Raw genomic sequence first — 18,707 nt, 5'->3', positions numbered from 1 at the left:
TTTAATTATTGTCAAATATAGATCATAAATAAAAAAAATAGTATATAAATTACTTGATATTTTACCAAAAGTTAATTATAATTAACATAATAAAAAAGCGAAAAAAAATTAATATTATAGATAAAAAGGAGAATCGATATATGGATAAAAAGATTATTAAAACTCACAAAGCTCCACAGGCTATAGGTCCTTATTCTCAGGCAGTAAAAAGCGGTAATTTTATTTTTGCATCAGGACAAATACCTTTGGATCCTGTAAGCGGAGATATTGCAGAAAACGATATTAAAAAACAAACAGAAAGAGTAATGGAAAATATTAAAGGTCTTTTAGAGTCAGAAAATTTAACTATGTCTAATATTATTAAAACTACTTGTTTTTTAACTGATATGTCTAATTTTGCTTCTTTTAATGAAGTATATGCTACTTATTTCCCAGAAAATCCTCCTGCAAGAAGTACTGTTGCTATAAAATCTTTACCTAAAGATGCTTTAGTAGAAGTTGAAATAGTTGCTGTTATAAGCTAATTATATTATTAATAATAGCCATGAATTATATATTCATGGTTATTTTAACTTTTCTTTTATCATATTTTATTTATCTTTCTTAATATAATTTTTTATAAAAATCTTTAATAATTTAAGAGGAAATCATGAGAAACTATATATCATATTTTATAAAAGGAATGGCTATAGGTATTGCCAATGCCATACCCGGAGTATCAGGAGGCACTATAGCTTTTGTACTTGGAATATATGAAAAATTAACATATGCTATATCTATATTGCCTAATGCATTAATAAAATTAAAATGGGACGAGATTAAAGAAAGTCTCAAAGTATTAATTCCTATTGCTTTTGGTGCTGCTATTTCTATAGTATTATTTTTAAAACTTATTAATTATTCATTTACTTATTATCCTATACCTACAAAAATATTCTTTGTTGGGCTTATATTGGGTTCTTTCCCATTTATAACTAAAACTGTAGAAGAGTTTAATTTCAAAGTTTTTATAGCATTTTTTATAGGTGCTTTTATTATGGCTATATTTGTATATTTTGATATAAATAAGCCTGTAGGAGAAACAACTTATTCTGGTAATTTTTCTATACTTTATGGTATAAAATTATTTTTATGTGGGATAGCTGCTGCTGTTGCTATGGTAATACCAGGAATATCAGGTTCTTTATTACTTCTTATCTTAGGAGAATATGAAAATATATCCAATTTTATATCTTCATTTTTGGATACTTTTAATTTGCAGCTTTTGATACCTTTAATCTTTTTAGGAGTTGGTGTAGTTATAGGAATCTTTACAATATCTAAACTTGTAACAGTACTTATTCAAAAGTATAAATCTATTTTATTTGGTTTTGTACTTGGAATCATAATAGTATCATTTTTGAGTTTATGGCCTAATATTACATCTTTAAGTATTTCTACACTTGTTTGCACTGTTATATCTATGTGTGTTGGTTTTTTAGTTGCTATAGCTATGGAAAAAATATAATCATAAATATATTTTAATAAATTATAAGCTGGGAATTTAATTTTCCAGCTTTTTTATTTTTTTAATAATTTATTGGTATTTTCAACTGTTTCAGTATATTAAATTTTATATATATTATTTCCGAGAATTTTTATAGAATATACAGGATAATTGTATGAAGAAAATAAAGAATAAAAAAAATGGTATTTATTTAATATTTGCATTTATAGGCATAATGTTTTTTTATGTATCAATTAATGCTTTATATACTCAAACTTCATCTAACTATTATTATGATGAAAATTTTTTGAATAATCTTCCTAATGCTGAAAGATTTGTAACTAAAATGAAAGTTTCATCTTCAGATACCAATAGTAATGTATTATCAATACAATGGGAAGGAATAAAAGATGATAATTTAATATATTATGTATATAGAAGTAAAAGTCCTATAATAGGTAAATCATCTTTTGTAGATTCTGCTATAGTAGATTATATAAAGGCAACTAATGATTCCAAAACATATATTGTATATGATAGACCTATAATTAGTTCTACATATTATTATGCTGTAGTTTCATATATAGATGATTTGAGTTTTTACAATGGTAAAGAAAATGTTGATACTTCTTCGATATCATTTAATGGAATAAGCACAAATAATTTAAATTATAATAATATAGATACAAATAATAACATCAATATAACTACAAATAATACTTCTAATAATATTGAAATTATAGAAAATATTACTAATAATTTGAATTATGTAACTAATTTTGTTATAGTAACCAATACATATTCAGTTACGAATACTTATTCATTAACTAATACATATGCTTTTACTAATATGTATGCTGTTACTAATACATATGCTGTTACTAATACATATTCATCTACAAATAATACAGTAAAAAATGGAAATTCCAGAAATAGCAGCAGCAGTGATTATAGTAATTATAAAAATGAATATAATAGAGCATTGGCAGAGTTTAAAAGAGGAAATTATTCTAAAGCAGCCTCTATATTGGAGCCTGTATCTAGAAGAAATATTAATAGAACTTTGTACTATGATATTAATATGCTTCTTGGAAAGTGTTATAAGAATATGGGACAAAAGAAAAGTTCATTAGATGTTTTTAATCGTATAAAATCTTATAATACGAAAGAAGTTAATTTTTGGATTAATCAAGTTTTAAGTGATTTATAATTGGAGTTTATAGATTTTATGAAGACTTATGCAGCCGTTTTGGCATCAGTTATCACTATAGTAGCAATATTAGGCGGTGTATTTATCACTAAGGTAGCAGCATTATCATCTCCAGAGAGATATTTTCAAAAGGGGAAGAGAAGTTATGAAATAGAAAATTATCAAGAGGCTATTAATAATTTAAATGAATATTTGTCTATAGATAGCAGAACAAGACCTGTTAATAATATAGCAGAATCATATTTTATGGTTGCTGACTCTTTAAAAAAGTTAAAAAAATATTCTTTGGCCAAAGAGAGACTTACTAGTATTATTAATAATACAAATTTCTCAGTATATTCTACAAATGCAATTTTAGCTTATGCTGATATAGCAAGATTAGAAAATCATGCTGACCCTTATATAATGTCCAAATTGCAGGAAAATTTAAAGGCATCGGATTCAGATATAGCTTCAAAAATAAATATACAATATGGATATCAATTATTTTTGCAAAAGAAATATGGAGAGGCATTAAGTTATTTTTTAAGATATGACGGAGAATTAGCTGTACTTGGAAGGGCAAGAGTTTATTTCAATATGAATGAATATGATAGAGCTTTTGAAACTTATGAAGATTTCTTGAAATATAATAAAACAAGTGTATATTATGATGAGGTTGTTAGAACATATTTAATACAAGTACCTGCAATGGCCCATAAAACTTTTGTAGAAACTAATTATACAAAATCAAGAATGTATTATACAAAAATAGCGGAATTATTCCCTAGAACAGAGCATGCAGAAAATGCTTTATTTAGAATAGCACAGTCTTATTATAATGAAAAAAATTATAATAGAGCAATAGATTATTATAATAAAGTAAGACTTAATAATATTTATACTTTAGATGCTGAAGCTTTGCTTTATATAGGATTATCATATTTCAAAGTTGGTAGATATGCAGATTCATATAAGGCTTTGGATAATTTTATATCAGAATATCCTTCTAATCCTAATGCATCAAAGGCTAGAGAATATATGCAGGCTTTACAGGAAACATTACTTACTATAAATTAAATAACTTTTGAGATAAGGTTGCCCAATAAGTAGGTATATTCATGAAGTAAGCCATATCCATTGGTATCTTAATAAATATTTATAATTTTAAATCCTGCTTTTAATTGTTCTCTGATTTGTTCTTCGGCTGTATGAGAGAATTGTATGCTGTCATTATTTTCAATGGATTTATTTAATAATGCTTAATCTTTTAATGGATTAAACAGAAGTTTCTTTTTTATTTCATTTTCATTAAATAAAAAATTAATACCTTATCAAAACCTGACATAAGAATACTTTCGTTTTTTAAAACATTGTAGTATTCCTTCCATACATGGCTAACATATTCTATATAGCAATTTGATACCGTATGAAAAATTATATCAAAGCTTTCATCAAAGAATGTAAATTTTTTTAATAAATATTATTTATTTTATTTATTTTTTTTAGAAGTTATTTTTTCAAAGAAAACCAATATCCAAAATCTAGTATAGTTAAAATATAAAAATATTCTAAATATATTTTTTTTGAGGAAGAATCTTTCATTTCTATCTTTATTTAGTATTTCCATACTAGGAGGCTTAATTTTACCAGCAAAACTATCCAATGGCTTTTTAAAAGGTATACAAAATTTCATTTCTAAATTTTGCTTATTATTATTAAACCAATATAAAGATTTTTTTAATCCCATATGTATAAGAAATACATCAGGCTCTATTTTTTTGAATCCTATGAAAGCCTTATCCAATTCTTCTTTATTTTTAGTATTTTGATAATTACCAAGCATATAAATTCCTGGATAAATCTTTTTAATTTTTTCTGAAATAGTAAAAAAGTATTTCTCTTCATCTCCGAATAAAAACATAGACATATTTTTATTTTCTATATAATCCATTATCTTTGAAAAGAGAATAAATTCATTGATATAATTAATTTCTTCTTTATGGATAAATTTATATGCTTTGGCTATAGATGGATGTGCAGCAATTACTAAAGAAGCATTTTTAATTATTTCTTTCAATTTTTTATTATATCTTATTTTCAGTAATTGATGCACATCCAAAGATATTATTAATACATTTTTTCCATATTTAAGGTAATCAAGTATTTCTTCAATATTGTCTTTGAAGTTATCTATTCTTATTCCTAAAATGGATTTATTTTCTATCATAATAAAATTATAGCCTTTATATTATTATATAGCAAGTGTTCTGCATAATGCTAAATCTATAGGATCAACTTTAGGTACTTTTTTAACTGCATCAGTTAGAGGAGTATAAGTATATTCACCTTTCCAAATACCTACAGCTACATTTTTCTTTCCTTCTAATAAAGCCTTAACAGCAATATAACCGAATCTAGCAGCCATTAAACGCTCTCTTGAAGTAGGAGAACCGCCTCTTTGCATGTGTCCTAATATAGTAACTCGTGTATCAAAACCTGTTTTACCTTCAATTTGTTTAGCAACTTCCATAGCACCACCTGATTCATCACCTTCAGCAACTACGATAATAGAAGATTTTTTACCTCTTTTTTTAGCAATTTGTAATTCTTCTACTATTTTATCCAAATCAGTAGTAGTTTCAGGTATTAATATATCCTCTGCACCTGAAGCTATACCTACTTCCAAAGCAATATAACCAGCATGTCTACCCATAACCTCTACAACAAAGCATCTGCCATGACTTGTAGCCGTATCTCTTAACTTATCTATAGCATCCATCGCTACATTAACAGCGGTATCATAACCTATAGTATAATCAGTACCGAATATATCATTATCTATAGTGCCAGGTATAGCAACTATAGGAAATTCAGGGTGATGATTATAAAAGTCTAAAGCTCCTTTATATGTTCCATCTCCGCCTATTACGATTAAGGCATCAATTCCATGATATCTCATATTATCTGCAGCTTTTTTCATACCTTCTTCAGTTTGGAATTCTGGAGATCTTGCAGAAAATAGCATAGTACCGCCATGATTGATAATACCTCCAACACTTCCAGCAGTCATTGGATATACATTATTATACATAAGTCCTTGATAACCCTCTTTGATTGCCATTACTTCCAAACCATTGGCTATTGCTGTTCTAACTACGCTTCTTATGGCAGGATTCATTCCTGAAGCATCTCCTCCGCTTGTTAATACCCCGATTTTTTTTATATCAGCCATATTAAAATAACTCCTTTATTTTTTATAATATTGGATTTTTTTTATTATATTATATAATATCTATTATATAATAATAATAAAAGAATTGATATATATAAAATAAAAAAAATATGTTAGAAAATAAAGAATATACAGAAATTATAAACATAATAGAAAATCAAAGATGGGATAAGCTTAAATATCTGCTCTGTGAAATGCATGCAGCGGAGATAGTTGATATTATAAGAATATTAGATAATGATAGGGATAGGAGTATTGTTTTCAGGCTTTTATCTAGAGAATCGGCAGCTTATGTATTTTCTGAACTTGAGACAGAAGAACAGGAAAAAATCATAGTTTCTATGAATGATAATGAGCTTAAAGAGCTTATTCATGATATGAGTCCTGATGACAGAACTTCTCTTTTTGAGGAAATACCTGCTGACATTACTAAAAAGATATTTTCTTTGATGGGTGAGCAGGATTTAAATATTACTAGGCAATTATTAGTATATCCTGAAGACAGTATCGGACGTATAATGACGCCTGAGTATATAGATGTAGAACCTGATTATACAGTTAAGCAAACTTTAGATTATATCAGAAAACATGGAAAAGATTCTGAAACTTTTGAAGTTATATATGTTGTTAATAAAGAAGGTACTTTAATAGGGTATATTTTATTAAAAGATTTATTATTTGCAAGTCAAGATGATAAAATAGAAAGTCTTATGCATACTGATATAATATATTTATCTGTATATTCTGATCAAGAGGAAGCTGTTAGGGTAGGAAGAAAATATGATTTGCTATATATACCTGTAGTAGATTCTAAAAATGCTTTGATTGGTATTGTTACTATAGATGATATATTTGATATTGCAGAAGAAGAGGACACAGAGGATTTTCACAAATTGGGGGCTATAAGTATAGATGATGATTTTGATAGTAATATAAAGCAGGCTAATCCTTTTATACTTTATAAAAGAAGAATATCTTGGCTTTTTATATTGGTATTTGTTAATATTGTATCTGGTTATGTTATAGGAATGTTTGAAGAGACTATAAGCCAGTATGTTTCTTTGATATTTTTTCTGCCTTTACTTATAGATAGTGCTGGAAATGCAGGAGCTCAGTCTTCAACACTTATAATAAGAAGTTTATCTGTAGGCGATGTAAAAAAAAGTGATTGGCTTTTTATGTTGGGTAAAGAGATACTTGTTTCTGCTATATTAGGACTTACTATGAGTGCGGCAGTTTCATTGATTGCTATTTTTAGAGGTGGGTATATGATAGCATTAGTTGTATCATTGGCTATGATATTGGTTGTTATTATAGGAAGTTTAATAGGTTTGTGCCTTCCATTTTTATTTGTGAAATTTAAAAAAGATCCTACTACAAGTAGTGTTCCGCTAGTTACTTCTATATGCGATATAAGTGGAACTGCAATATATTTGTTATTAGCTACCATTATACTTAGCAGATTTACTAATTAAATAAATAAGCCAAATAATGCTCTTTATTTATATACTCTTTTATATTTTTATAATCAATAAATATTTTTTCGTAGTCTTTTTCTTTCATTATTATAATAAATGAATCTATTACACCAAAAATTAAACTATCTATATTAGAATAAAAATCTTTAGGGGCATTATATTTTTTTAATAATTCTTCACAATCATTTAGCAAGTCTTTAAGATAAGGGCTTATCAATTTTTGATTATTCAAATCATAAATAAGAGAAACATTATTTATTATAATTTCTTTACTATCATCTATTTTTACAAGTCTTTTATAAATACAAATAGTTTTTCCATCAAGGTATAATATATTAAAAGCATATAAATCTTTAATTTTAATAAAATATTTTTTTAATTCATAAACAGGAACTTTTTTCAAAAATGAATTAATTTCATCTGAAAGTTCATTTTCTTTTTTATACTAAAAATCTTTTGAAAAACTAGATTCGCCATTAATATCAAAATTTATCTTTTCTTTATTGTCTATAAATGCATAATAAAAATTGAATAAATAATTAAGAATTATGGTTATTTTTCCATAGTTTTTTAAATATCCAAATCCGTTTATATTAAAGTTTTTTATATTTATTTTAGGTTCATTTATTAATTCAAAAACGCTTTCTATTTTTTTGGAATTAATCTCCATAATATATTCTGCTTTTGAAATATTATTATTTTTTAAATTTGTTTTTAAATTGATTTCGGCAATATTTTTTATTTGCGAACTTCTAAACTCTTCTTTAGAATCATAATCAAAAACTTCTATTTTACTGCTGTTTCCTCTAATTTCATAAATACCAAATAAATCCGCATTATTTATAAACATTTTTCCTCTATACAAATAATGTATACCCTCATCAATATTTTCAAATTTATTGCAGTATATGTATATATTATTAATCTTATCTTTAAGTATGGTAAAAGTTATATCCTTTATTTCAAAATAAGGACGGTATTTATTTTTCATTAAAAGTTTAAAAATAATAACTAAAATAATAGTAACAATAATCAAAACAAAATATTCGTTATATAATATATTTTTCATTTATTAAACCTCATTTGCTATTATGCTATATCAAGTTTACAAAAGTTATAAGTTTATAAACTTGTTTGAAAATAAGTGATAAAAATAAAAAAATAATTTCTGAAAATAAAATTAATTAATATAATTTATTCTTTATTATAATGGTATTTTCAAGAAGTAATTATTAAATTATCATTTTCTATATGATAAAATAATCTATGCTCTAAATTAATTCGTCTGGAATATAAATCTTTTTTATTATATTTTAATTTTTCAGGTTTCCTATACCAGAATATGGATCTCTAATAATATCCTTAATAAGTTCATTGATTTTCTTTACAATAGTTTAACATATATTCCTGCCAAGTTCTTTCATTCATTAAAAACTATTTTCATTTTTCAAACTCTTCTAAAGTCTTAACTATAACTTTTTCATTATTTTTCATATCTATGTCTTCATCAAGATATTGCTGTTCTTTTATCATATCAATAATTTTTGTTAAACTTTCTTCAGGCATATTGTCTATAATATTTATTAATTCTTCTTTAAACTGTAATAATTATTCCTTAATAATCACTTACTAGTAGTATAAATAATAATTAAAACAAAATCAAATTTTTAATTATAATTTGTACCATATAAATTAATCAAATAAATAAGACAAATAATGATACTTGTTAATATGCTCTTTTATATCATCTAAAGAAATAAATATTTTTTTATGCCCTTTATCTTTCATCAATATAATACCAGCTTCTGTTATAAGAAAAATTAAATTATCTATATTCTTATAAAAATTAGAATTATATTTTTTTAATATTTCATCAGCATTATGAACAAAATCTTTAAAATAAGGGCTTATCAATTTTTCATTATCTAAATCAATTATGAGCGATATATTATTTACTGTAAGATTATTATTAGATTCTATTTTAGCAAATCTTTTGTATATGCATATTGTTTTATTATCAAGATAGACTATATTATCAGCATTATAAAAATCTTTAAGTTTATCATAATATTTAATTTTAATATCGTTAAGTGACATACTCTCATGTTTCTTTAAAAGCTCTTTAATATTTATTTTTAATTCTTTTTTTTTCTCAGAATACGATTTATTATCTCCGTTTATATATGAGTTAATTTTATCATTATTTTTTATATTGAAATGATACATGTCAAATAGATAAATAAGAATGTTTATAAACTCATTATATTTTGCAAACTTCTTAAATCCTAATTCGAAATATGTCATATCTATATCATTATTTTTATTTACTTCAAAAACTCCATTTATAGTTTTAGAGTTAGATATTTCCATAGTATAGTTGATTTCTTTTTTATCACTATTTATAAAATCATCAAGAGAACAATCAAATTTTATAACAGCTTTTTCTTTTTTTTCTTCTTCTATAATGACATCATACCAGCTTAAATATTCTTTATCATTTTTGTTTTTATCATAAAAATCATAAACTGAAATATAATTACCCGTAAAACTGCTGTCTATATTATAATATCCTTTTAGCTTATCATTATTTATAAATATATTTCCTAAAAAGCCCTGCATTACAGATAGTCCTCCGTAATTAGTATAAGAGTAAATATATATATTATTTACTTTATCTTTAAACGTTACCAGCTTTTCCATATCTGTATAAATTGTAGGATTATATCTTCTTTTATATGTATAAACAAGAGCAGAAAATAAAACAATCATAAGAACTATAAGAATTAAATATTTATCAAATACCAATTTTAAAAAATATAAAAAATTATCCGTTTTAGCACCATTTACAACTAATATAATAGCTATATCTACATTACCTTTATAAAGTGCTATTTCAAGCCCTTCTTGCAAATTCATCTTAAATTTATTTCCAAAGAATAAAAATTTCTTTTTTAATAACCTTTTTAATATAGACTTATATTCTTTATTTACAGCCAGCAAAAACTCATCATTTATATCATCATTATTTTTATAATGTTTTAAAAGAATTTCTACTATATCTCTAGATAAAGAGGATACAGCACTATATAGAGCAGTTTTATTATTAATAGATTTTTTATAAACATCAGCATTATTTTCAAGTAAGAATTCTATTATATCAATTTTAGTGTCATAATATTTTGAATAAGTATAAAGCAAAGTATAGCCGTCATATACTCCGTTTATATCATATTTCTGTATAAATTTTTTAACATCTTCTAAATCACCGAAACCTTTTGCAGTACTTTGATATTCATATTCTAAACTATCTATTTTTATAACATTATATTTTTTATCAGGTTCTATTTTCTCTTTTAATGCTTTTTCTGCTTCCTTTTTAAGAAGATTTTCAATATATCCTTGAGGATCTTTTGCCATTTCTTCTAATTCATCTTCATTTGCAAACATTTTATCAAAAAGATTTTTATAGTAATTAGTATCATATTCATTAGGATGTAAGATTAAAGATGATGTAATTAATAAAATAAAATATACAATAATAGTGCATATAGTATTTTTCATACAATCTCCGTATAAAATCTATATTAATATTATATACTGTTATATATGTATGTCAATTTATTAATACGGATAATTTTTATAATATATATCTTATTATAAATTGACAAGTATTATTTTTATTATCAGATTATGTATTAGGTTATAAAATTATAAACGGAAAGTTTTTTCATAAATAATTTTATAACCCTTTTATACTATTATTAATATTTTTCATAATGTATTTTATTAGGTTCAAATTTATTATGTATTTCAGGTTCTTCATCTGGATATCCTATAACAACCAGCCCCAAAGGTTTAATATTTTCTGGTATATTAAATAATTTTATAATTTCATTCATTCTATCCTCACGTGGAGCAAGTCCTATCCATACAGAACCTAAATCTTTGGCTTTAGCAGCAAGCATAATATTTTGTAAAGCTGCTGAACAATTTTGTTCCCAGTATAGTCTTCCTGATTCATCGGATAAATCACCACATACTACTATAGCTAAAGTAGCGGTATCAAGCATTTTGGCATAAGGGTGAGTATTCATAATCTTATCTAATGATTCTCTGTTCTTTACTACTATAAACTCCCAATTCCTCCTATTGTTAGCTGAAGGAGCGTACATAGCTGCTTTGAGCATATATTCTATCTTATCATCTTCAACTTGTTTACCTTTGATATATTTTCTTATACTTCTTCTTGTAAATAAAATATCTTCGCTCATTTTTAACTCCTATTTTTATGTTTTTGATAATTATATAATAAATATACAAAAATAAAAATTAATTTGATTTATTTTTGTTTATTACATATTATTTTTTGTGAGTATGTTCTAATATGAAGGATAATATGATAAATGATATTGAAAATATAATTAATAAAATCAATTCTTTTACTGAATATATTAAAAAGATATATGAAGCCGTACTTAATAATGTAGCAAATAATAAAAAATATTTTTTCAGAATTATCCTAGTTTGATTAATAATATTATCATTACACAAACATTAAATAGTAATATAGTAAATAAATATTTAAAAAATTTGAAAGGGATAGAAATAGGCACTCATTTAATTCTAATTATGAAATATATGTAATACATATTAATAGAATAGATTTATATTCTATGGAAGAGGAGCATAAGTATTAAAAATTTCCAAATTGAAGATGCAGGATATATACAAAAAGCAGATATAATATCAAATGGAGATGATTTGCCTTTCAAAGATAATGCTGTAGATTTTGTATTTGTAAGTCATATATTCGAACATTTTTATGATCCTATAAAAGCATTGAAAGAGTGATATAGGGTAATAAAAAAGACGAATATATATTTTTTAATTATAAAAGTTTTATATAAAAAATTTATTGATATACTCATATAAAAATATTGCAAGTACTATAAAAGGAAGTATATAGCTTATATAAAATCTTAATTTTACAGGAAACTTTATTCCTTCTCCTGTATTAGCCTCCTTTATAAAATTCTGAAATCCCCATCCAAAATCTCTAGTGCAGAAAAATAAAGTTACCAATGCACCTAAAGGCAGTATATTATTAGAAACTATAAAATCTAATAAATCCATTATTACAGTATCTTCGCCTAAAGGGTTTATGTGGGATAATTTATTAAAACCTAATGTTGTAGGAAGACTAAATATAAATAGAACTGTAAAAAGTATTATAGAAGTTTTTTTCCTGCTTATTTTGAATTTATCCATAATAAAAGAATATATATTTTCTAATACTCCTATTATAGTTGTGAGTGCTGCCATAGCTAAAAATAAGAAAAATAATGCCCCCCATAATCTTCCTAAAGGCATGGAATTAAATATATTTGGTAAAGTTACAAAAGCAAGTCCTTGACCTTCTCCAGGATTTACACCGAATGCAAAACATGCTGGAAAAACAACTAGTCCTGCAAATAAAGCTACTATAGTATCTAATGCTATTATTATTAAAGCCTCTCCTGTAAGGGATTGCTTTTTATCTATATAGCTTCCGAATATAGCCATTCCGCCTTGACCTACACTCAAAGAAAAAAATGCTTGACCAATAGCTGCATAGAATATAGCTATAAATCCAGTAAGACCATTTCCAAATAATTTATTCAAATCTGGTACTAAATAGAATTTCAAACCTTCTAAAGCTCCTTTCAAAGTTAAAGCTCTTATAATTAAAATCATTAAAAGCCCAAATAATGAAATCATCATAAATTTACTAGCTCTTTCAACACCTTTTTCTAGCCCTAAAGAACATATAATTATTCCAATAAGCAAACTAATTCCCATCCACAAAGTTAATGTAGATGCACTTCCCAAAACACCATTGAAGAAAACGCCAACTTCTTCAGCATCAAGTCCTTTAAATTTTCCTGAAAGCATGAAATAAAAATATGATAAACACCATCCGCATATAGTTGTATAAAAAAGCATAAGTACTACATTTCCAAGTATTTGAATATATCCTATCTTATTCCAATGATGACCTTTCTTCTGAAGTTTTTGAAAAGATGTTGCTATATCATGTCCTCCTGCTCTTCCTACAGCAAATTCCATAACCATTGGAGCAACGCCTAAAATAATTATTGATATAATATATAATAGAACAAAAGCACCCCCGCCATATTGTCCTGTTATATATGGAAATCTCCAAACATTACCCATTCCTACAGCACAGCCTGCTGATACAAGTATAAATCCAAATCTACTTCCCAATTTTTCTCTTTCTTTCATTTGATTATAAACTCCAAATCATTAAAACGATTTTTGTGAAATTATACTATATATTATAAATTATTAAAACTTTTTATTATAAAAAATTATTTACATACCCCGCCCTTATACTATATTGCCTGTATCTGAAGTTATAATTTAATCTTATATTCATAACAAATTATGAAAAGCATTACCCACCCAAGCTTTTATTAGTTTTTTGTTCTATTAACCGCATGTTTAGTGAAGTTTAGAATATAATAAAATTTGTATTGTTAATCGATTTTTAGTTCTGTGTGCGTTAATGGTATAATAAATTTTATTAACTTTATGGAGGATATTATATCTTTTTTAGTATAAAAAAATAGTAAAATTAAAATTACATAATGTGTAATAAGTATAATGTGTGTGGAGTTAAAATAACATTTAATTTTCTTAATTATTTTTTTAATTGAATTTATTTTGTAGAGTATATTTCTTTTATTTTAATTTCATCATAAAAAGAAATTCTATAAGAATAATGTTTAACTACTTTATCTAAAGTATCCAAATCAGGTTTTACATACAAAGATACACTTACAAGATCAGATGACCACCAAAATACATATTCTTCAAATGGCTTTTTATTGAAAGAATAATGTTTTACATCGGTTTTATTTATTTTGCCATATTGAAAAGATAAATTTTCTTTGATATTTTCTATATCTGCCAATGTTACAGGCTGATAGAAAGAAGGCTTGTTATAAATATCTCCTATATGATTGCAAATTTCTATTCTATAAAGCTGATTATTATAAAAATATAAATAGTATGACAATTTTTGTGTATCATTTTTATATATATTAAGGATAGTATTATTCTTAAGTTTAAATGATCCAACAAAATCAGCATATACATTTATATTATAATTAGTAATTTTATTATCTGCCTCTTCAATAGTCATTCCGAATTTTAAGTCTTTATAACCATTCAAATCGAAAAGCTCTGGAAACTGTGCAAATAAGAAATTTACACTGATTAATAAAATTACTATTATATATTTCATTTTTTATTTTTGATTATGAAAACTATTTATGATATTTAAAGCTTCTTGAGGAGTTTCAGCATATTGAATCAAGTCTAAATCCTCAATATCTATATAGTTTTCATCAATCATATCTTTTTTTATCCATTCTATTAAGTCTGTATAATAGTTTGAATTCATAACTATAAGCGGTGTTTTTTGAAGAACTTTAGTTTGTATTAAAGTTAAAGTTTCAAACATCTCATCCATAGTACCAAATCCGCCCGGGAATATTATCACAGCCTTAGCATACTTTAGAAACATAACTTTCCTAGCAAAAAAGTATCTGAATTTAATTTCTTCTTTTACATAAGGATTTGTTTTCTGTTCAAAAGGAAGTTCTATGCATAAACCTATAGAACCAGCTTTAGCATCAAAAGCTCCTCTGTTTCCAGCCTCCATTATTCCAGGACCTCCGCCTGTTATAATATCATATTTGTTTTCACCTAATAACTTAGCAGTTTCATAAGCTAATTTATAATGTGGATGATCTTCAGATGTTCTTGCACTTCCAAATATAGAAACAGAATTTTTGTAGTAAGACATAGTTTCAAATCCTTCTACAAATTCTCCCATTATTCTAAATATACGCCATGATTCATTGGGAATATCTGAATTTTGTAATTCATAAGTTTCTCTTCTCATTGATAATTTCCGCCTTTTGGTTTTATATTATTTTATTATAATAGCAGTACCGTAAGCAATAACTTCTGTAGTTCCTTCCATTACAGAAGAAGATGAATATTTTACTCCTATTACAGCATTAGCACCTAATTTTTTAGCTTCTTCCACCATTCTTTTAGTTGCTATTCCTCTAGCCTCATTAAGCATTTCAGTATAGCCTTCAACCTCTCCACCAACTATATTTTTTAGCCCAGCTAATAAGTCCTTACCTATATGTTTAGCCTGAGCAACATTTCCTTTAACCAAACCTAATAACTCATAATTATAATTACTTGGAAGATAATCAGCTGAAATTAATTTCATATCACTCATTTTTTTACTCCTAACTTATTTTAATATTATAGCAGTACCGTAAGCAATAACTTCTACAGTACCAGCCAATACAGATGATGAAGAATAATTAATACCAATTATGGCATTAGCACCTAATTTTTTAGCTTCTTCAACCATTCTTGTAGTTGCTATTTCTCTAGCCTCATTAAGCATTTCAGTATAACTCTCTACTTCTCCTCCTACGATATTTTTTAGTCCAGCAAGTAAATCTTTACCAACATGTTTAGCCTGAGCAGTATTTCCTTTCACTAATCCCAGTACTTCATAATTGTAATTACTTGGTAAGTAATTAACAGTAAACATTTTCATATTAGTTTCCATTTTTTCAATCCTTTTTTATTTTATACTTATATGTGATGCATTATTTTGTCGGAAATATATAAATATGCTTAATATTTTTTTAACATCAATAACTGAACGATAATTATGAAAACTTGATATTATATGTAAAATCAGTCAGCTATTTAATATTGGGACAGATCCAGATAAGATAAAATTGTTATATTTTATGTATGAAACGAACAATTTCGATTTAACTTAAACACATGATTTAACAATAAATATATTGATAAACAATTAAAAAATACTATATAATCTGACAAAAAGTGAACTTTTTTAGCTATCTGGATTAGCCCATTTATTTTAATTCCTGACTGCAAATTGACAAATGTGTTTATTTATACTATTATAATTATATAATATTTATCATAGTGTATAAGGATATTCTATGCGTATTAATCTCAATTTTGAATTAGAAAGTAACATTATTAGTAAAGAATATAGATTAGCAATTATCAGTTTTATCAAACATGCCTTAGTAAATAAATACCCAAACATTTATAATGCACTTTATAAGGATAATACCAAAATGAAAGCATTTACTTTTGGGGTATATCTTCCTGAGGCAAAAATAAATGATGATAATATAGAAATATATAAAAATGATAAAAATCAAACATACATTAATATAATTTTCTCTGTATTTGATAATGCAGTTTTTATAGAGCTTTATAATTCATTTAATAGTATGATAAATAAAAGATACCCAAAAGATGAAAATACAAAAAGTACTATGATAATGACTTTAAGAAAAATAACTATGCTAAATGAAAAATCTATAACTAAAAATAAGATATTAATAAAATTTTTAAGTCCTTTAGTATTACGCAATCATAACAGAGAAACAAATAAAGATATTTATTTAACTTATAAAGATGAAAACTTTAATTCACTATTAAATCAGTCAGCAGAAAGAATTGCCAAAGAATTTAATTTTGAAAGCTCTGAAATAAAATTAATACCTGTAAGAACAACAGATGAAAATGGAAATATAATACAGGAAGAATCAAAGACAACAGTAGTGCCTTTCAAAGAAAATTTAATCAGTGCTTCATATGGTAAATTCTGTTTAGAAGGAGATATCACTTTACTAAATAATCTATATAAAACAGGAATAGGCAGCAGAAGAAGCGAAGGTTTTGGTTTATTTGAAGTTTTTTAATATTTTTATTTAAGGAAATTATATTATGGCAAAGACAAAAGAATCTAATCAGCTTTTATTAAATTTATCAGAAAATAATAATATTAGCAATGAATATTTTGAAATTAATCTTGACACTTTTCTTTTTAATGCTGGGGTTGTTGGATTTATTGAAGTGCTGGAAGAGTCAAAAGCTAAAAAAGGGGAAAGTTTAGAAAATAAAAAAGATTATTATTTTGAAGGGCAAACTTTATTTGTAAAAAAGAATTTTTTACTCAATACAGATTTATCTCAAATGTATATTGATACAACTGTAAAAAAGTTTGGTGATAAAACTAATATATCAGAAAGTATTAAAAAAATTGATATTATTTTAAATGACAAAGAAAACAAAGATTTTAAAGATGATATAAAAAATATTATAGATTATTTTTCAAAAGCAAAAAGTATAAAAACAGGATTAGAGATTTTACTAAGTAATGGAATATCAGTAAATATACAGAAAAATATAGAAAATATAAAAGAAATAATAAATGCAAAAAAATTAGATATAGAAAAAATAAAATCTTATTTGAAAGAAATAAAATCAGATTTTAAAAACAGCAAAGACGTAAGAAACACTCTATTAATGAAAAATATAATGTACACAAAAATTAATCAGTTCTGGGAAAATAAAGCATTCTTACTTCCTGCGAATTCTAAAAAAGATATAAAGGAAATGTTTTATAAATCATTTGAAGATCCATTAAAAGAATTGATTAATATAAATAAGGAATATAATTATAACTGTGTAGTTTGTAATGAAAGTATAAATAAAGACATTGATACTACTTTTTTATTTGAAGTGGGTGTTGATACTAACAGAAAAAAATCAGCATTCTGGAATTATAATCCTGACAGTTTTATATGTGCTTTATGTAATTATATATATGCATGTACTCCTTTAGGATTTATAGATATATCAAATAGTATGATATTCGTTAATCAAAATGACAGTATAGATACATTAATAAAAATGAATAGAAAAATAGATTTTACAAATAATGAAGAAAATAAAACTTATACTGCATATAATGAAATAATAAGAAGGCTATTAGCTGAAAAAACTAAAGAATTAAAATCTATTCAAGTAATTGTAAGAGATAAAAATCACTATTTATTTAATACTATAGGAAAAGACTCACTTCAAATTATTGAGTCAATGAAAAAAGAACTTAATTATATAGCAAAGATAAAATCTGTAAAAATAACTGATGATTATTGGATTGATATTTATAAGGATTGTTTAGAAAATATTTTAAACTTTAGAAATCAATGGAATTTAATATTTAAATTGTTAAAAATTGAGAACAATAATTTTTTAATAAAAGCAATATTTTATGTACTAAAAATACAAATAGCAAAAGACATTATGTTTTTGGATACTAAAATTTTGAAGGAGGAGAATAATATGCAAAAACAATTTGATTTAGCATATATAGCTTATAAGAAAGGCAAT

General features: G+C 24.7%; 19 protein-coding genes and 2 pseudogenes. 8 read left to right on the top strand and 13 right to left on the bottom strand.

All coding sequences use genetic code 11. The features are described 5' to 3' along the window. The first annotated feature begins 140 nt into the window (after positions 1-140). The 4 genes from Q1J76_RS11675 to Q1J76_RS11660 all read left to right on the top strand — a co-directional run bounded on the left by Q1J76_RS11675 (position 141) and on the right by Q1J76_RS11660 (position 3,755). A complete protein-coding gene (locus Q1J76_RS11675; protein ID WP_300370566.1) occupies positions 141-524 on the top strand; it encodes a RidA family protein in 384 nt (127 codons plus the stop codon). A 125-nt stretch (positions 525-649) separates the two neighbouring features. Then, the gene (locus Q1J76_RS11670) at positions 650-1,507 is read left to right on the top strand and encodes a DUF368 domain-containing protein (protein WP_300370563.1); all 858 of its coding nucleotides are present in this window, start codon (positions 650-652) and stop codon (positions 1,505-1,507) included. Positions 1,508-1,661: 154 nt separating this feature from the next. Further along, positions 1,662-2,696 carry a tetratricopeptide repeat protein gene (locus Q1J76_RS11665; RefSeq protein ID WP_300370560.1) on the top strand — a complete coding sequence of 345 codons (1,035 nt, stop codon included), beginning with the start codon at positions 1,662-1,664 and terminating at the stop codon, positions 2,694-2,696. A gap of 18 nt (positions 2,697-2,714) precedes the next feature. Then, entirely contained in the window at positions 2,715-3,755 is a 1,041-nt protein-coding gene (locus tag Q1J76_RS11660) for a tetratricopeptide repeat protein (protein ID WP_300370557.1), read from the top strand. Between the two features lie 217 nt (positions 3,756-3,972). On the opposite strand, the pseudogene Q1J76_RS11655 reads toward Q1J76_RS11660, so the two are convergent. From Q1J76_RS11655 to pfkA, 3 genes and pseudogenes are all read right to left on the bottom strand, one after another. Then, positions 3,973-4,131: pseudogene (locus tag Q1J76_RS11655) on the bottom strand (hypothetical protein); the annotation flags it as partial. A gap of 36 nt (positions 4,132-4,167) precedes the next feature. Beyond that, entirely contained in the window at positions 4,168-4,905 is a 738-nt protein-coding gene (locus tag Q1J76_RS11650; RefSeq protein WP_300370554.1) for a WecB/TagA/CpsF family glycosyltransferase, read from the bottom strand. Positions 4,906-4,929: 24 nt separating this feature from the next. Beyond that, positions 4,930-5,910, bottom strand: a complete 981-nt coding sequence (gene pfkA, locus Q1J76_RS11645) for a 6-phosphofructokinase (protein WP_300370550.1) — start codon at positions 5,908-5,910, stop codon at positions 4,930-4,932. A 110-nt stretch (positions 5,911-6,020) separates the two neighbouring features. Here pfkA and mgtE point away from each other — a divergent pair, with 110 nt between their 5' ends. Then, complete coding sequence (gene mgtE, locus Q1J76_RS11640; RefSeq protein ID WP_300370547.1) at positions 6,021-7,385, top strand: magnesium transporter; 1,365 nt, start codon at positions 6,021-6,023, stop codon at positions 7,383-7,385. Here mgtE and Q1J76_RS11635 read toward each other — a convergent pair. From Q1J76_RS11635 to Q1J76_RS11615, 5 genes and pseudogenes are all read right to left on the bottom strand, one after another. After that, positions 7,378-8,457 (bottom strand): annotated as a pseudogene (locus Q1J76_RS11635) (hypothetical protein). The gene mgtE and the pseudogene Q1J76_RS11635 overlap by 8 nt on opposite strands. 149 nt (positions 8,458-8,606) lie before the next feature. Next, entirely contained in the window at positions 8,607-8,669 is a 63-nt protein-coding gene (locus Q1J76_RS12575) for a hypothetical protein (protein WP_367182145.1), read from the bottom strand. Between the two features lie 159 nt (positions 8,670-8,828). Next, positions 8,829-8,954 (bottom strand): hypothetical protein, encoded by a 126-nt coding sequence (locus Q1J76_RS11625; RefSeq protein ID WP_300370544.1) that lies wholly within the window; start codon positions 8,952-8,954, stop codon positions 8,829-8,831. A 126-nt stretch (positions 8,955-9,080) separates the two neighbouring features. Continuing rightward, positions 9,081-10,949, bottom strand: a complete 1,869-nt coding sequence (locus Q1J76_RS11620; RefSeq protein ID WP_300370541.1) for an ankyrin repeat domain-containing protein — start codon at positions 10,947-10,949, stop codon at positions 9,081-9,083. 200 nt (positions 10,950-11,149) lie between these two features. Then, the gene (locus tag Q1J76_RS11615) at positions 11,150-11,659 is read right to left on the bottom strand and encodes a nitroreductase family protein (protein ID WP_300370538.1); all 510 of its coding nucleotides are present in this window, start codon (positions 11,657-11,659) and stop codon (positions 11,150-11,152) included. Positions 11,660-12,050: 391 nt separating this feature from the next. Between Q1J76_RS11615 and Q1J76_RS12570 the strand changes: the two genes are divergently transcribed. Beyond that, positions 12,051-12,239, top strand: coding sequence for a methyltransferase domain-containing protein (locus Q1J76_RS12570; protein ID WP_367182144.1), 189 nt, complete (start codon positions 12,051-12,053; stop codon positions 12,237-12,239). A gap of 48 nt (positions 12,240-12,287) precedes the next feature. On the opposite strand, the gene Q1J76_RS11605 is transcribed toward Q1J76_RS12570, so the two are convergent. The 5 genes from Q1J76_RS11605 to Q1J76_RS11585 all read right to left on the bottom strand — a co-directional run bounded on the left by Q1J76_RS11605 (position 12,288) and on the right by Q1J76_RS11585 (position 16,050). Next, complete coding sequence (locus tag Q1J76_RS11605; protein ID WP_300370535.1) at positions 12,288-13,670, bottom strand: sodium-dependent transporter; 1,383 nt, start codon at positions 13,668-13,670, stop codon at positions 12,288-12,290. A gap of 436 nt (positions 13,671-14,106) precedes the next feature. After that, a complete protein-coding gene (locus Q1J76_RS11600) occupies positions 14,107-14,694 on the bottom strand; it encodes a hypothetical protein (protein ID WP_300370532.1) in 588 nt (195 codons plus the stop codon). Positions 14,695-14,697: 3 nt separating this feature from the next. Then, entirely contained in the window at positions 14,698-15,357 is a 660-nt protein-coding gene (locus tag Q1J76_RS11595) for an LOG family protein (protein ID WP_300370529.1), read from the bottom strand. 27 nt (positions 15,358-15,384) lie between these two features. Next, complete coding sequence (locus tag Q1J76_RS11590) at positions 15,385-15,699, bottom strand: YbjQ family protein (protein ID WP_300370615.1); 315 nt, start codon at positions 15,697-15,699, stop codon at positions 15,385-15,387. Between the two features lie 24 nt (positions 15,700-15,723). Next, positions 15,724-16,050 (bottom strand): YbjQ family protein, encoded by a 327-nt coding sequence (locus Q1J76_RS11585; RefSeq protein ID WP_300370527.1) that lies wholly within the window; start codon positions 16,048-16,050, stop codon positions 15,724-15,726. 406 nt (positions 16,051-16,456) lie between these two features. Here Q1J76_RS11585 and cas6 point away from each other — a divergent pair, with 406 nt between their 5' ends. Next, on the top strand, positions 16,457-17,230 hold the full coding sequence (gene cas6 / locus Q1J76_RS11580) for a CRISPR-associated endoribonuclease Cas6 (RefSeq protein ID WP_300370525.1): 774 nt from the start codon (positions 16,457-16,459) through the stop codon (positions 17,228-17,230). Between the two features lie 25 nt (positions 17,231-17,255). Then, positions 17,256-18,707 (top strand): Cas8a1 family CRISPR/Cas system-associated protein (locus Q1J76_RS11575; RefSeq protein WP_300370523.1); only part of this gene is annotated, 1,452 nt, incomplete at its 3' end.

It is taken from the genome of Brachyspira sp. (genome assembly GCF_029258575.1).
Lineage (GTDB): Bacteria > Spirochaetota > Brachyspiria > Brachyspirales > Brachyspiraceae > Brachyspira.
The sequence above is the reverse complement of the archived record's forward strand: the minus strand, read 5'-3'. Positions and strand labels throughout refer to the sequence as shown.